Genomic DNA, 15,911 nt, shown 5'->3' with positions numbered 1-15,911 from the left:
TATCCGATGAGCCCTTCTTCCAACTCCACTTCGGCCGAACAACGCCTTCAACAAGCATCTGACTGGTGGAGCACGTCCATCATCGATATTCGCCCCGGTGTCATCAACACCCGCGGCATCCCGATTCAAGAGCTCATCGGCAAGATCAGCTTCCCGCAAATGATCTGGCTGATGCTCCGTGGCGAGCTACCGAATGCTGAGCACGCCCGCCTACTGGAAGCCTCGCTCGTCGCAGCGGTGGATCACGGCCCCCAAGCCCCATCCATTGCCATTGCGCGTATGTCAGTCACCTGCGGGCTGCCACTCAACGGCGCCATGGCCTCAGCTATCAACGTGCTGGACGACGTACATGGCGGCGCAGGTGAACAATGTCTGGGCCTCTATCAAAGCATTCGCAAGCTGCTAACTGACGATAGCAGCATTCCATCCGACAACGAAATTGATGCTGCGGTGGATCTGGGACTGAATGCCTTCATCGCTGAAAACAGCAAGATCATTCCGGGCTTCGGGCATCGCTTTCACCCCATCGACCCACGTGTTGCACCATTGCTCTCCATGGTGAATCAGGCAGCCGAACAAGGCCATGTTCAAGGCCTCTACGCTTCGATTGCCCAAGGCGTCGAACGTGCACTGCTTCGCCGTACCGGCAAGGCCTTGCCGATGAACATCGATGGCGTAACGGCGGCTGTATATGGAGAACTGGGGTTCGCCCCTGCCTTGGCGCGCGGCATCTTCATTCTGTCGCGGTCAGTCGGCATCCTGTCGCACGCTTGGGAACAATCGCAGCAAGGCCACCGTCTCAAGGGTCCCATGCCCACGACCATTCCCTATCGCTACACAGGCGATCCAGAGCACTCCGTCGCCGTGGTCAGCGACAAAAATCCGACTCCAGAGTCTTCTCAATAACAAAGGAAAGCTTCAATCATGAAGGCATTGGTCCCTGTCAAACGCGTGGTGGACTACAACGTCAAAGTCCGAGTGAAGTCGGATGGAACGGGTGTGGACATCGCGAACGTGAAGATGTCGATGAACCCGTTTGACGAGATCGCCGTCGAAGAAGCGGTGTGTCTGAAGGAAAAGGGCGTGGTCACGGAAGTGATCGCGGTTTCCTGCGGCGTCGCGCAGTGCCAGGAAACCCTGCGCACCGCGATGGCCATCGGCGCAGACCGTGGCATTCTGGTGGAAACAACGGAAGAGCTCCAACCTCTGGCCGTCGCCAAGCTGCTGAACGCTGAATCGCCCCGGGTTTTCTAGACACCTCTGAGCCTCAAATCTAAGGCCCAATAGGAGGTGCTATGAGTAACCAAAGATATCCCCAAGAATTCAAGACCGAAGCAGTCAAGCAGATCACTGAGCGCGGCCATAAGGTGGCCGATGTTTCAGCCCGACTAGGCGTAAGTCAGCACAGCCTTTATCAATGGATCAAGGCTCAAGGAACGCCTGCCCATGATCGGCCGGCACAGGTGTCACAAACCGAGGAGTTGCGACGACTGAAGGCTGAACTCAAGCGAGTCACAGAGGAGCGCGACATCCTAAAAAAGGCCGCAGCGTACTTTGCCAAGCAGTCCGGGTGAAGTACGCATTCATCAAGCGCCATGAAGGTGAGTACAGCATTCGCCGACTGTGCAAGGTCATGGCTGTACACCCTAGCGGCTACTACGCCTGGAAGGCGCAACCGATGAGCCTTCGTGCAAAGGACGATCAACGTCTGTTGGGTCTTCTCAAGCATGCGTGGCTCGAGAGTGGTGGCGTCTATGGCTATCGCAAGCTGACCATGGACATGCGTGATTTGGGCGAGAGCTGCGGCAAGCATCGCGTGGCACGACTGCTCAAAATCGAGGGGCTGCGCTCACAGACGGGCTACAAACGCCGTGCAGGCATGCGTGGCGGCAAACCTGCCATCGTCGCGCCCAATCACTTGCAGCGCCGCTTCGCAGCGGCCGAGCCCAACCAAGCTTGGGTGACTGACATCACATACATCCGCACCCATGAAGGTTGGCTGTATCTGGCGGTGGTGGTTGACCTGTTCTCACGTCAGGTTGTTGGCTGGTCTATGGGCAGCCGCATCGATACTGGCTTGGTGCTCGATGCACTGTTGATGGTCTTGTGGCGTCGCAGGCCTAAGCTGCCTGTCATGGTGCATTCGGATCAGGGTAGTCAGTTTACAGGCCATGACTGGCAGGGCTTTCTGCGAGATCACAATCTGGTCTCCAGCATGAGTCGTCGCGGCAACTGTCACGACAACGCCGTGGCCGAGAGCTTCTTCCAGTTGCTCAAGCGCGAGCGTATTCGCCGCCAGATTTACCCGACGCGCGATGAGGCCAGGGCTGATGTCTTCAACTACATCGAGATGTTTTACAACCCGAAAAGGCGTCATGGCACCGCCGGAGATATCTCTCCGGTAGAGTTCGAAAGACGGCATTCCCAACGGCTCAACAGTGTCTAGGAAATCCGGGGCGATTCAAATTGCTGCCGGCCGCCTCCAGGTTGTCAATACCGTCTTTTGATTTTGTCCCATCACTTTTTGATGGAGTGTGCTTGTATCCGACAACAAACCCACCGCCGATATTCACGGAAGACTGGGCATGACAAATAATGGGCGCAGCAAGGGCTGCCGCGATAAGAAGTCGCAACATATGTCTCTCAGATTTTTTGCTTATGGTGTGTGATCTATCGATCTACAGAATAGGCGGTCACCTCAAGGAAATTCGAGGTGACGCCAAACTTCAATTCACTGTCGCCTTGATGCCGGAAGACTCCACAATAGGATTCCAGTATTGAATCAACTTACCAACCTGCTCACCCAATGTACGTCCATCCGCGAAATCTGAGCGAACATAGATTTTGGACAATTTCTCTTGTACATCGGGCTTGGAAAGGACTTGCTTCAGAGCATCTTCCATTTTCTTGCGCTCGCTTTCTGGAGTCTTGGCAGACGTCCAGATCGCAGAGAATGCCCCTCCATTCACGATGTCATATCCTTGCTCCTTGAAGGTCGGCACATCAGGCGCAATGGACCAACGTGTAGGAGTAAAGAAGCCCAGTGGCTTTATTTTTCCACCGACGTCGGCCAATCCGTCGCCCGCCGTCATGATTCCGACAGGAATCTGTGACCCCATCAGGTTGGACTTCACCTCACTGCCACCCTTGAATGGAATCACTGTCATCTTGAATCCAAACTCCTTGGACATAACGATGCCAAGAAACTCCGTGATGCTTCCAGCCCCCGACGATCCATAAGCCGCTATGGAGGGGTTGGTCTTGGCCTTCTCGATATATTCCTTCAGGTTGTGTACCCCGGCGCCTTCGGACACAAACAGACCGAGGGGGTAGGACACAACACGTGCAACCGGCGCAAAATCTTTCTGCAGGCTGTAGCGCAGTTGGCCTTCAGTCTGAAGGATCGTCGGAAATATCGACCAACTGTCCGGAGCCAAAAGATAGTTGCTGCCATCGGCAGGGGCAGATTTCAACTGCAGTGCAGCAAGACGGCCACCCGCGCCCGGCTTGTTTTCAACAATCACATTACGGCCCAGAATGGGGCGCAGTTCATTGGCCAGCATCCGGGCAATGATGTCGCCATTTCCTCCTGCTGCAAAACCAATGATGATTCGAACCGGGTTGGGGTTCTGTGCATGAGCCAAGCTGGCGCCGAGCCCCAGCAAGGCTGGAATCAAAACCTTCAACTTGAATACTTTCGACATGTCGTTTCCTAAGGGAATTTAATCATTTTTGAGGTGCATTGCCTCGCCATCCAATGGTTTCCGGTTTGCTGCTACTGGGCAGCCTTTTCCTTCAATACAAATTCATCACTCCACAGGTTGGGGGAGGAGCCTTCGGTCTTCTGAATGAATTTGTTGAGCAGGCTTTTCAGCAGCATTCCATCCGCGTAGCCCATTTTTTCCATCAAATGCTCTTCGTGGGACTTGGCAATGGCCAGCAACCGTACCGAGTCGTAAACACCTTTTTGCGAAAGCGTGTAAGTCGGTTCTCCAAGACCTTCATCCGACACCATCTCGATCCAACCCTTCTGTCGCAATGACTCCAATGTGGCGAGAATGGTCTCCAATGCAGCATCCTTGTTGAAGCGCTCGAACATGGATGCGGTCAAATTCTTCTTCGTCAAAATGATGGTCAACAGGCGCCATTCGTAGTCATTGAGGCCATTGCTTTCCAGATGCACGCGCATGCTGTCCAGAAAATTCTTGCGCGCCCGCCCCACCATGTAGCCCAGCATGTCCGACCGGAAGGTGGGCGGCTCGGTGCCAGTAGCTCTGGGCGGACTGAAGTCGTTGTCCTTGAGGGATGCCAAAGCATATTTTCCCGCATGAAACACCAACGGTGGATGGTCATTGCGCTCAAACTTCTTGACCTCGCCAACAAAGATGATGTGGTCTCCCCCTTCATACTGAAAGGTGCTCGTGCACTCAAACCGCGCAGCACAGTTCTGCAGCAAAGGCACGCCATGCTCGGAACTCACTGGTTCGACGCCTGCAAACTTTTCCGCACCACCACGCGCAAATTGGTTGGACATCTGCTCCTGGTCGGCACTCAAAATATGGACCGCCCAATGCTTCGCAGCTACAAAGTCCTGCAAATTGAACGCCTTCTTCGCCAGACTCCAAAGCACCAATGGGGGATCCAACGACACTGAATTGAAGCTGTTGGCAGTCAGACCGATGGACTTTCCATCTTGCCCCACCGCCGTTATCACCGTCACCCCCGTCGCAAAGGTTCCGAGTGCAGCGCGGAAGGCCTTTGGGTCGAACGTCTGAACTGAATGATCTTGCATGTTTGTCTCCGACTAACTCTGTAATGGTCTGCTTGTTCTTTGAAATGCCAGTCAACAAACGCCACCGACTTGACCCAAGCTGAAATGAACGGAACCCAAGCCCTGTATGTGCGCGTCAATACTGTCACCAGTCTGAATAGGGACCATCGGACCCAAAGCTCCAGACAGAATCACCTCGCCAGCAGCCAGTCCATGACCACGACGAATCATTTCACTGGCCAACCAATAGGCAGCCCTGAGCGGATGCCCAAGACACGCCGAGCCCACGCCGGAAGACACCAAAGCACCATTCTTCTTCAACGACATGCCCAGCTCACCCAGGGCAAGTTGCGCAACGGGAACAGGCTGGTCACCGAGAACGTACAGCCCCGACGAAGCGTTGTCAGCCACGGTGTCGATGATGGTGATCTTCCAGTCTGCAATCGCACTGTCGACGATTTCGACTGCCGGCAATGCATACCCCAGACAAGAAAGAAACTCTCCGTAAGTCGGCACCTGACCCACCATGCTCTGCTGAACCACAAAGGCGATCTCGGCCTCCGCCTTGGGCTGAATGAGACGACCAGTCGGTACAGTCTGACCGTTCAGAAACTCCATGTCGCTGAACAAGAATCCAAAATCAGGCTGATCCACACCCAATTGCGCTTGAACCGCCTTTGATGTCAGACCAATCTTCTTGCCTACGACACGACTACCACTGTCAATTCTGAATTGGCGGTTGATCTCTGAAACCAGATACGCTTCTTCCAGCGAGGCAATGCCATGGGTTAGCGACACCTTGTCAATCGTGACCTGCGTTGCGCGAGACTGTCTGAGCACCTCCGCTGCTTTTGCAATTTTTTCACTCTGCATCTGATTCCTTGGATCTCAAGCACGTTCGCACTACTCTCCGACGGCGCTGCTTGTATGCAGGCACGTCGGGACTGAAAGAAAATTCAACGCTTGTCGACAGGCGCCTTGCGCTTGATACCGTATGCCGTCGGAGGCAGATCTGTTCCCAGCAAGCGCGCACCCGTAAGGCCTGCTGAATCGTCGATGTTCTGCGTCATGTGGTTGGAACCAGCCAGAATGTCACGCAAGAAGCGCTGCATCGGATTGTCGGAATACAGCCCGCGTGCACCCAGTGCCGGGAACAGCTTCATCACAGCTTCCGAGCATTCGAAGCCCACGCGAGAAATGTCGAGAATGTGACCGACACGCATATCTTCGGGCACCAGCTCGCGGCGATACACGTAGTCAGCCGACTCCTGCATCAGATACATCAGGCGAGCACGGCAACTGCGTACCTTCGCTACCGCATGACCCAGTCGATCACGCACTGCCGGATTGACATTGGCGGCTTTCATGTTGGCATTGGCACTGAGGGTGCGTCCGCTCATTTGTTCAATGTACGTATCGATCGCGCCCTGAGCGAAGCCCGCGATGGCGGCGGAAACCGAACCGCAGAAGATCGTTCCGAATGGGTGCAGATACGACGATGGGCGATCATTCAGTTGATATGCAGACAGGCTGTGGGTGCGATATTCGGGAACGAAGACGTCCTTCATCTCCAGGCTCTTGCTGCCCGTACCGCACAGACCAAATACATACCAGTCGTCGATGATCGTGTATTCCGTGCGAGGAACCAGAAGCGCGATGCGATCGATGGCGACACCGTTCTCGTCATGCACGAGCCCGCCTACGAACGCCCATTGCCCATGATCGGTGCCACTGGAGCACTTCCATTGGCCGGTGAGTTTGTAGCCCCCCTCCACTTTCTCGCAACGTCCAGTAGGACCATAGGACGAGGCGATGATGGTGGTGTTGTCCTGTCCCCAGACATCTTCCGCTGCGCGCGGATCCATGTGCCCGAATTCCCATTGGTGCACACCCAGAATCATCATGTTCCAGCAGCTCGCGGGGCAACCACGGCCCAGTTCCATGAGAACACGCCAGAAAACCGCTGGGTCCAACTCCCATCCACCCCAACGCTTTTCTTGCAGGATCTTGAAGAAACCAGCATCCACGAATGCCTGAATGGTTTCCTTGGACACCATGCGGTTTGCTTCGACTGAAGCAGCTTTCTCTTTGAGCATGGGAAGCAGATCCTTGGCGCGTTGCACAAGTTCATCTGCGGTAGGGATTGCGGTCGTTGCGAAAGGCTTGTCAGTCACAGTAGACATGTGAATTCTCCTTGAGAAATGGGGGCTGATACAGAAAAGTCGAAGTGCTCAACGCACGGCTTGGCCAGGACGTGCATGGCCCCAGTCACTGAATTGGTTGTATGTTTTGACGGTCCAGCTTTCGTCATCCACGACGAGGCCACCCCATCCATATTCAATGGAGAAACCGGAAGGTGTTTCCACGTAGAACGACGTCATCTGGTCGTTGGGGTGATGTCCGAGCTCGCGTGCAAAGTTCAATCCCGCAGCTCGGCAACGGTCGTAACCGAGCCCCACATCGTCCAAGCTATGCAGTTCCACCATCATGTGGCCCAACACCTTGGGAATATTCACTGCACCGGTCGCGAGCGAATGGTGACGGCCCCCGACAGTGTGGAAGAACGCGGCTTCTGCTACGTAGCCCGGGCGCACTTCGGCACGAATGATGTCGCTGAGGCGCAGCCCCAGTCCCTCCTGATAGAAATCCAGAGACTTGCCATAGTCCTGCGCACGAATCAGCACATGGCCGATGCCAAGATCGCCTGTCTTGAAACCGGCACCTCGGAGCCTTTGCGACATGAACGGCTGGTTGCTGGGGGCGGCATAAGCTCCGCTGAAAAATTCCTGCGTGAATCCATTTGGATCGGCCAGCGAATAGAGGTTCTCAACGCGACGATTCGTTGCCTCATCCTTTGAGCATTCCTGCACGGGCAGACCCTGCTCTTGCAGCCGCTTGACGAATGCACGCAGATCTCGATCTGTCTTGAATGCCCAACCTGCTGCACGCAGGTCCTCTTCCTCGCCATCTTCAATGATGATTCGCTGTTGCATGTCGTCCAGACGGAGCGCCAAAAGCTTGCCTGGTTCGCTGCGGCCAACCTGCATGCCCAGAAGGTTGACGGCGAAGTCTTCCCATTCGGCCAACTTCTTGCTGCCAATCACCACATACCCAAGATTGGAAATGGATGCCACTGTGATCTCCTTGTCTCATTCTTCAACTGAACGCGCTGCAAGACACTGCACGCGCGTTGCCACTGAAAGTTTTCGGTGAATGCGGTTAGCGTGCGAGGAAATTCAGCACGAGTTGATTGAACTTGTCGGCATGTTCCCATTGAGCCCAGTGACCGCACTTGCTGAACACGTGCAGCTCAGCATCCGGCATGCCCCACAACATGCGAAGACCCAAGTCGAGCGGCACGAAACGATCATCACGCCCCCAGATGATCATGGTGGGCATCGTCAGAGTCGGCAGCAGATGTGCATAGTTGGCACGCCCCCCACTGGACTTCAAGCTCTCTACGAAATTGCTCAGATGCTCCGTGCGACGCATCATGTTCTCGAAGCGCCCGTTGATGAGGTCTTCTGTCAATGTGGAAGGTGCATAGACGAAGATGTCCAACATCTTGCGCAAGTTCTCCATCGTTGGATTGCGATACAGACCCTGCAGCAGTTTGAGCCCTTCCGTCGGCATGGGCACAGTGGTGCTTGCGCCGACCGAGCCACCGCCCATCATGATGAGCTTTCCAACCATCTCCGGATAGTCGACAGCCATTCGCATGGCCGTAGCACCGCCCATCGAGTTTCCGATCATGTGCGCACGCTTGATGCCCAGCTTGTCCAGTACGCCCTTTGCCGCCTGGGCATAGGCTCCATCGCGACTTTTGGTGACGATGGGATAGCTCTTGTTGAAGCCTGGAGAGTCGATCAGCAGTACGCGGTAACCTGCATCGACAAACGCATCAACGTTGCGATGGAAGTTGCTCCAACCACTTGCACCAGGACCAGAACCGTGAAACATCACCACCACTTCGTCACCGTTTCCGGCATCGTTGACATGAATGCTTCCGTTGATTTCACCCTCGGTGACATCGATAAATTTGCTGCTTCCAGCTTCGGTGATTGCACTCACGTTGGTCTCCTTGTTCAGTGTGCGATCCATCCACTTCGCTTGATTGCTGACCTCATCCAATGAAGTTCAGCAGCTCTGCAACAAGTGGCACGAGCAAAGAGTTGCAATCCACGTGCCAAACCTCTAATTTTCAGAACAATGCGCCCAACCCATTGAAATCATTGAACATTTGAAAATCAAATCTCCGCGTTTAGCTTCCATGTCAAGCGAGAATTGTCAAAATTTTCGTGAATATTGAGATTTTTATAGAAAAAAATCTCCGCACATGATAAATTTTGTCTGACTAACATCACAGCACAGTCGCTGGGATGCGCTACGAACAAGCCGCCAACGGAGACGATCTTGATAAGCATGTGCGCAACAACACATGAGTCCGAGCACACTTTTCGCATTCGGAGAACGCCATGCTGAGTGAGCCTGCACTCAATCCCGGTGTTGGAATTGGTCCTCTGCTTGAGCAATTCCATACCGAAAATGGCTTCGCCCATGTATTGAAGGAATTGCTGCGCTTGTGGGGACACGAAAGCGCGAGGCACCAACTCAAGCGTCATGGCTACCATCTGGGGAGACGTGATGCAGAGTCCTCTTTATCTGCGAGCCAGTCCGACTCCGATGACCATCTGCGGTGGACGCAATTCGAGCGCGCACTGACAACGCATTTGCGCGCTCAAGAATTCGTTCGACATCCTGCAGGTGAACGCCACGCGATTCAATGGTGCTGCCAATTGCAATGCCGTGCAGGCATGAGCATGGAAAGCAAGATCAATCATGAAAATGCCTTCATGTGGCTACTGTCGGGCTACGTGACGGGTTATCTCAATCGATCTTTCGACAGAAATTTTTGTGTTTCGTTTTCAAAATCCACGACCCCACATGCTGTGGCATTTCGTTTCCTTGCACGCCCATCCAAGGACCCACAGGATTTCGATCAGGATCTTCCTCTACGCAATTTCAAAACGGGGACTTACGCATCAGTAGTGAGCTCGGCAGACGATGACCGTATTGCCGCACAACCATCTTTACCACTCAAGCACAGCATCCTGCGCGATGGCTCCGAATTGGCCTATCTTGTGCATCAGGTGGCCATCACTGATGCCACCGTGTTGCTGCTGGGGGAAAGCGGCGTAGGCAAGAGTTTGATTGCCCGAGAAATACAGTTCCGAAGTCTGCGCACCCAACAGCCTTGGGTTGAAATCAACTGTGCTGCGATTCCAGAACAGTTGATTGAATCTGAATTGTTTGGCGTGGAGCGTGGTGCGTTTTCTGGAGCGACCGTCTCCAGAAAGGGAAGATTTGAACACGCTCACGGTGGCACCGTTTTTCTGGATGAAGTCGGTCTTCTGAGCCTGAACGCCCAAAGCAAACTCCTGCGTGTGTTGCAGTCCGGTGAGATGGAGCGACTCGGCAGCAACTCGACCATCCGCTGCGATATTCGAGTCATTGCAGCGACAAATGAAAATCTGGATGCCTTGGTCAAGGCAGGAAAGTTCAGAGAAGATCTGTACTTCCGACTCAATGTCTTTCCTATTCATATCCCAGCCCTGCGAGAACGCAAGCACGAGATGCCGAGTCTGATGTCCGCCATCATCCGACGGTTCTGTGACAAGTATCGCAAAAACATCTACCGCTGCACGCAGCAAGCGCGAGAGGTACTTCTGGCATACGATTGGCCAGGCAACATTCGCGAGCTGGAGAACGTACTGGAACGCGCAGTGATTCTTTGCCCAGACGAGGGGGAGATTCACATCAGCCATCTCGGTGAGCTCATCCGACGCAGCAATGCGATTTCCACAGGAATTGCAGATGCAGCCGCATCATCTCAAACATTTGTAGCGCCTGCTCAAGTCGTCGTTGCAAGCATCGACGATTGGGCAGACCAAGTCATCGAAAGTGGCCAAGGCAGCCTCAACACCATCAAGGATTCACTCGTGAAAGCAGCCATGCGACGCAGCCAAGGCAATCTATCCTTGGCTGCCGCAACTCTGGGAATGACTCGCGGACAGTTGAACTATCAGCTCAAAAAGCTCGATGAAGTGGTGTAAGTGAGCGAACCAGATCATGAGCAGCCCATCCAAAGTACTCTCCATTCTTTCGCTCTTCTCGCAGCAAAGGCCTATTTGGCAGCCCGAGGAAATATGCGAGGCATTGAATTTCACCAGAGCAACTGGCTACCGATACATCAAGGAACTGGTCGATTTTGGTCTCTTGAACAAGGTCTCCGCTCGGCACTATTCGTTGGGGTCACGCATCATCGAGTTGGATTACCAACTGCGCGGCAGTGACCCAGTTCTTCTCGCTGCGGACCCTGTCATGCATGAGCTATCCATGAAGACGGGCAAAGAGCTCGTTCTGACAGTGTTGATCAACCGCCGCCATGTCATCGATACGCATCGCGTGCGGGCAGTCAATCCAACGACGACATCCGTTGCTCGGAGTCGCGGTCGTCAGCGCCCCATGTTTCGAGCAGGTGCTCCAAAAATTCTGCTCTCCTGTCTGCCCAGACATCAGCAGAAGCAAATCTACCAATCACATGCTGAAGAGATACATACAAACGATATGGGCAGCAGTTGGGATGAATTCCGAGCAAAGCTAGATCAGATCCGCAAAGCCGGGTTCTACATGTCCTGGGGCGAGCTGGAGCCTGGTATGGGGGCAGCAGTCGTGCCCGTGTTCAATCCAGATGGCGACATAGTTGCGGCACTGAACATACTGGATAGCCCCGAGAACATACGCAACACGGACCCTGTGTGCATAAAGGCACTGCTGGAAGAAGCGGCATGGAAAATCCGACAGCGTCAGGCCTATCCTGATCTCTCTCCCCAACACCTTCCCTGAATCAAGATGAACAGATAGCAAAAGGATCGTGATTCTGCGACGTCAGTAGACAATCGCAGGCACCCCACCGGACTCAAGCTATTGCTGAACGAGAGGCCCGTCGCAATTTGAGTGACGCCGACCCCACAGCGACCAATTCATCGGCGGCATTTCGCACTTCTGCTCGACAAAAGCTCATGGACTTTGCTGCATGTTCCACCCATGCCTCCACACGCAGACTGCCTATACCCGGACGCAAATACTGGACATGCAGATCGGTGGTTCCCCCCAATTCGGACACACCCGCTACCGTTCGACTCGCGCGAGCCATCGCACTATCAACCATGGTCGCCAGAACGCCACCATGAACCACCCCACGACGATTCATCAAGTCCTCGCGTGGTTCCAGTGTCAACACCGCGCGCCCACTGCCGACGGACGCGGTACGCAAACCCAGTGACACAGCAAAAGGCGCCAATTCGGGGAGCTCGACTTCAGACTCCATATGATCAACTTTCATCGTTGCAGACTTTAACCGGACTCCAATCAACTCGTGCCGATAGCCGAGAAATTTCTCGAATGCAGCGAACACTTTCAGGATTCTCGTCGATCTCGGAGCTTGCTCAGCATACGGACATGCATCGCATGCTCACTCGATGCTCAGTGGGAGGCCTTGACTGAACAAGGCTGTTTCCACACACCCCGGGTTGCAAAAACTCGGTGGTGACCGAACTACTGAGACGAATCCATCCCAGCAATCCAATTCATCCGCGACGCAAAAAACATCGGCCCTCCGCTCACACGCGGAAAGCCATACCGTTGACGTAGACCACATCGATATCGCTCATGCGCTGGGCTATGCCCTCGCTCAGCAAGCGCTCTCCTTCTTCCGCCAACGCGCCAATGCAATGACGGAGTATTTCCTCTTCGGACATGTCACGCACGGCATATGCACGGCTTTTGCGCCAGACGGTGATCATTTCATGCACCAGTGAGTCATGCAGCGGAATGCGTGGGTTCGCGGCCTCGTAGCGATACCAACCCGCACCGGTTTTTTTTCAACAACGCCCTGACTCGCATAGGCGGTCTGCAAACACGGAATTGTCGACTATCGATCTGTCTTGGGGGGCCTCCCATGTTGATTAGATCGTTCGAGACCACGTTGTACTTGGTGTACATGCGATTGCCAATGAAGCCATCGCAAACGCCCGCCAACACCAGGAGTTTGCCCAGCGCTTTGACCTACGTGAAGCTACGCACCAACGTGGCTTCAACTAGACATACCTACACAATCGGAACAATTCTGCTCACCATCAGCACCTGTTCGCGAACGTCCTGCGGCAGATACATCGTCGTGGTGTTGATGTCCGAGTGCCCCAGCAACTGCTGAACCATGCGCACATCGTTGGCACTGGCTTGCAATGAGTCATGCGCGTATGTGTGGCGCAACCAGTGCGTCGAGGCAGCCATGAAATCCGAGTTGGCAGCACCCGCACGATTGGCGCATTGGACGAAGAAGTCTTTCAATACTCCATAGATCCGCCCACTGCTCAGACTTCCTGTTTCATTGGCCTCGCGGCGTGCGTTGTGAGGCATCACGCCTTCCGATTTCTCTGCATGCTGAGCAAGGCGCTCATCCAGAATTCCGATCAACGGCATGTCGAGTGGGGCGATATCCGCATACATCGACAAGGCGCCGGTTTCGATCAACGCAAGCCGGTCGTTGCGATGGTCTTCCAAGGCTGCATATGCCAGATCATGAATGGGCACTACACGTTCGCGTTCCCCATGCCCCTTGATCTTCAACGTCCAGCATGGGGCATCCGATCCGAACTGGCTCACTTTTTCGAGCTGCTTCCATGTCATGTTCGCGCATTCGGCACGACGCAATCCAGCGGTCTGCAGCAATCGAATCAGCGCAACAAGTCTTCGCTTTCGAGGACCATTCTCCATGCCCTCCAAAGTTTGACGAATGACCGTCTTGTCTTGCGCCGAGAACGACCTCATCACATCCAGCTTCACTTGCCGTTTGGCGTTGCCCTGCAGTTGGGCTGTTGGATTTATTCGAAGATATCCAGCGGCATGCCACAAGGCAAACAATCTACGCACTGCTGCCGATGTCAATTGCTGGCTCGCATCGTTCAGAGCCCCTTTCAATGGGCGCCAGTCCTGCGCCATCCGTGTTCGCACATGGGACTGAACCCAATGGTCAGGCGGATCTTGAAGAAATGAAAAAAACTCTTCGATATCCTGCGTTGTCAACGCGCTGATGGCTACACCACGCTCCATCAGCGCCCATAAGGCAAGACGTTCTGTGGCACGCTTGTATGCTTTTCTGGTCGCAGCAGTCTTCTCCTCAAGCGTCGCAAACCAGGCCTGCACCGCTTGAATGTCACTGCTTGCACCCAGCGTGTTTGGCTGATCACTGCGATACCCACCACGCTCGCCTCGCAAGGCATCGGGCCAAACCATTTGTTCAAAGGGAACGAGCGCTGTCTTTTCAGGACCATGCCTTCCCGAATCGACTTTGGACTGAGAAAGACTTGCCTCCGGATCGATCCCATGGTGATCCAGCCAAGCAATCAACCGCTTTCCTCTGAGCCGACCATATCGAGGAATGCAGTCCCACCAGCGTGCACCTGCAACGGCCATCCAGACCCGCAGCTCCGCCAAAGTGGTGACCTTCTTTTCTTTGAGCGCCTGAGCTTGAACAGACGTGAATTCAATCCATTGCAGGACCTCGTCGTTTCGCGAAGGTCGTACTGCCAGCCTGCGGTCCATCCACGCCAACGCAGCCAGTTGATCAGACAACGAATACTTTGCGGAGGCGGCTTCGGCAGGAAGCCTCTCAGGCGCAGCCTTTGCGCTGGCTGTCACACCTGCATCACCAGGCACGCCTGACACTGACTCTTCAGGAAACTCTTCGAGGTACAACTCCAGCAGTTCTCGCTCGGAGTACATGTCTTCCGGATACTGAGCGGCGAAGTCTTCCAATGACATACGCTTTTCCACTGTGGCGGCTGGAGCGAAGAGCGGCGCGACTACTTGTGGCTCCGCCACTGTTGGTTTTTCCGGAAGCCCCCCTGCCCTCCCCCACACGACATCCACCTGTTTGGCAAGCTCCGGCCATGTGGACGCTGCCGCCTCGATGCGCATACGCAAATGCTCGTAGTAGCGCGAGGCACCACTGCGCTCCGACACGTCTCCACGATGCGCCAAATAGAGCTTGGCCGCAGCCTGTGGAGACACCCCCTGAATGATCGATCGCAAAAATGCAATGTCGTCTGCGGAAATCGGCTGTTGAACGACCTGTGCGACAGAGCCACGCGGGCGCCCTCTTTTTCGTCGTGGCGCCAATGGCGCGCCGGATAGCGTGACATCCGCTATCTCATCGAATTGCACAGGTCTGAAGATCTTGTTCATGTCTCAGGTCTACAGAACGGTCAGCACTGATCTGAACTCCGTCCAAACAGGTTGGAAATAGCTGGATTATAGAATTTCAACAATAGGACGATAAACCTTATTATCGTTCGTGACAATTAATTATTTACGCTGACAACGACATCGACCATCCGTTGGGCATCAAAGTGCTAAGTTATTGATTTTTAAACGGATAGTAGTTCAAAAAGTCAGGGCTGTCGCCCAGGAGAATGAAGTGAGAGACTAGATCGCACAATCCTCATTTCGTAGCTGATTCGCCTCCCTCGCGGATGAAAACAGGGCTCAAGAAACGACTCGCGTCCAACTGTTGATGCGACAAAACAATGCCTACGTCTTGCCCCAGCAGGAGGCCCCCTCCCCTCTTCTCTTGCACATTGAACTGTCAGGGCCTGGAAACCCCATTGGGGATTTCACAAAAAATCTCTGCTCGACTTTCTCATCAAGCAAATACAAATCTTCAGATCCAGACAACGAGCTATAAATCGGAAAAGCTGTCGCGTCCGGATAGCGCATGCCCTCGTCGCCTTGATTGCGTTGCCAAGCAGCATCGAACACCCATGTCGCTCATCCGCCGAGTGGCAGTGCACAACCCATATGACACCAATGTCCGGTTCAACTTGTCGCCGTTCAGCAAGGGCCTGGATCGCATTTGTAGCTGATAGATTCTCAACCCATGCAATACCCCTAACCGGGCTCAAAAACCTCTGATTGGGGCTTTTGGGCGCCCTGACGTACTGAAAAACCGACCTCTCAGAACGCCTCAGAAACGACGATCTCCCGTGCGGCAAGGGGTTGATGAGGGTAGAGGCATAAA

Annotated in this window: 13 protein-coding genes and 1 pseudogene; 5 read left to right on the top strand and 9 right to left on the bottom strand. The window is 54.3% G+C overall.

Annotation, left to right across the window (positions count from 1 at the left end; translation table 11 throughout):
- The first annotated feature begins 6 nt into the window (after positions 1-6).
- From G7048_RS26020 to G7048_RS26010, 3 genes and pseudogenes are all read left to right on the top strand, one after another.
- Positions 7-906, top strand: a complete 900-nt coding sequence (locus G7048_RS26020; RefSeq protein WP_166071380.1) for a citryl-CoA lyase — start codon at positions 7-9, stop codon at positions 904-906.
- A gap of 18 nt (positions 907-924) precedes the next feature.
- Positions 925-1,233 (top strand): annotated as a pseudogene (locus G7048_RS26015) (electron transfer flavoprotein subunit beta/FixA family protein); the annotation flags it as partial.
- 62 nt (positions 1,234-1,295) lie between these two features.
- Positions 1,296-2,446, top strand: a protein-coding gene (locus G7048_RS26010) for an IS3 family transposase (RefSeq protein WP_166066593.1) whose coding sequence is annotated in 2 segments (ribosomal slippage) — positions 1,296-1,542 and positions 1,542-2,446 — 1,152 coding nt in all. Because the reading frame shifts where the segments join, the coding sequence is not laid out codon by codon here.
- Positions 2,447-2,726: 280 nt separating this feature from the next.
- Here G7048_RS26010 and G7048_RS26005 read toward each other — a convergent pair.
- From G7048_RS26005 to G7048_RS25980, 6 genes are all read right to left on the bottom strand, one after another.
- Positions 2,727-3,704 (bottom strand): tripartite tricarboxylate transporter substrate-binding protein, encoded by a 978-nt coding sequence (locus G7048_RS26005; RefSeq protein ID WP_166071379.1) that lies wholly within the window; start codon positions 3,702-3,704, stop codon positions 2,727-2,729.
- A gap of 71 nt (positions 3,705-3,775) precedes the next feature.
- Positions 3,776-4,792, bottom strand: a complete 1,017-nt coding sequence (locus G7048_RS26000; RefSeq protein WP_166071378.1) for a flavin reductase family protein — start codon at positions 4,790-4,792, stop codon at positions 3,776-3,778.
- Positions 4,793-4,843: 51 nt separating this feature from the next.
- The gene (locus tag G7048_RS25995; RefSeq protein ID WP_166071377.1) at positions 4,844-5,644 is read right to left on the bottom strand and encodes a 2-keto-4-pentenoate hydratase; all 801 of its coding nucleotides are present in this window, start codon (positions 5,642-5,644) and stop codon (positions 4,844-4,846) included.
- Positions 5,645-5,727: 83 nt separating this feature from the next.
- Entirely contained in the window at positions 5,728-6,954 is a 1,227-nt protein-coding gene (locus G7048_RS25990; RefSeq protein ID WP_166071376.1) for an acyl-CoA dehydrogenase, read from the bottom strand.
- Between the two features lie 48 nt (positions 6,955-7,002).
- Positions 7,003-7,905, bottom strand: coding sequence for a VOC family protein (locus G7048_RS25985; RefSeq protein ID WP_166071375.1), 903 nt, complete (start codon positions 7,903-7,905; stop codon positions 7,003-7,005).
- Between the two features lie 85 nt (positions 7,906-7,990).
- Positions 7,991-8,872, bottom strand: a complete 882-nt coding sequence (locus G7048_RS25980; protein ID WP_166071374.1) for an alpha/beta fold hydrolase — start codon at positions 8,870-8,872, stop codon at positions 7,991-7,993.
- 374 nt (positions 8,873-9,246) lie between these two features.
- On the opposite strand from G7048_RS25980, the gene G7048_RS25975 reads away from it, so the two are divergent.
- Together G7048_RS25975 and G7048_RS25970 are read left to right on the top strand one after the other, a co-directional pair.
- The gene (locus G7048_RS25975) at positions 9,247-10,884 is read left to right on the top strand and encodes a sigma-54-dependent Fis family transcriptional regulator (RefSeq protein WP_166071832.1); all 1,638 of its coding nucleotides are present in this window, start codon (positions 9,247-9,249) and stop codon (positions 10,882-10,884) included.
- Positions 10,885-10,900: 16 nt separating this feature from the next.
- Entirely contained in the window at positions 10,901-11,677 is a 777-nt protein-coding gene (locus tag G7048_RS25970; RefSeq protein ID WP_166071373.1) for an IclR family transcriptional regulator, read from the top strand.
- Positions 11,678-11,750: 73 nt separating this feature from the next.
- Here G7048_RS25970 and G7048_RS25965 read toward each other — a convergent pair whose 3' ends face one another.
- From G7048_RS25965 to G7048_RS25955, 3 genes are all read right to left on the bottom strand, one after another.
- Positions 11,751-12,248, bottom strand: a complete 498-nt coding sequence (locus G7048_RS25965; RefSeq protein ID WP_166071372.1) for a PaaI family thioesterase — start codon at positions 12,246-12,248, stop codon at positions 11,751-11,753.
- Between the two features lie 205 nt (positions 12,249-12,453).
- Positions 12,454-12,636 carry a hypothetical protein gene (locus G7048_RS25960; RefSeq protein WP_166071371.1) on the bottom strand — a complete coding sequence of 61 codons (183 nt, stop codon included), beginning with the start codon at positions 12,634-12,636 and terminating at the stop codon, positions 12,454-12,456.
- A gap of 304 nt (positions 12,637-12,940) precedes the next feature.
- Positions 12,941-15,079: a tyrosine-type recombinase/integrase gene (locus G7048_RS25955; protein WP_166071370.1), complete on the bottom strand. Its 2,139-nt coding sequence runs from the start codon at positions 15,077-15,079 to the stop codon at positions 12,941-12,943.
- Between the last annotated feature and the right edge of the window lie 832 nt (positions 15,080-15,911).

Origin of the sequence: Diaphorobacter sp. HDW4B (genome assembly GCF_011305535.1) — a bacterium.
GTDB lineage: Bacteria > Pseudomonadota > Gammaproteobacteria > Burkholderiales > Burkholderiaceae_C > Diaphorobacter_A.
Note: the sequence above shows the minus strand (reverse complement) of the source record. Positions and strands in the feature narration are given on the sequence as shown.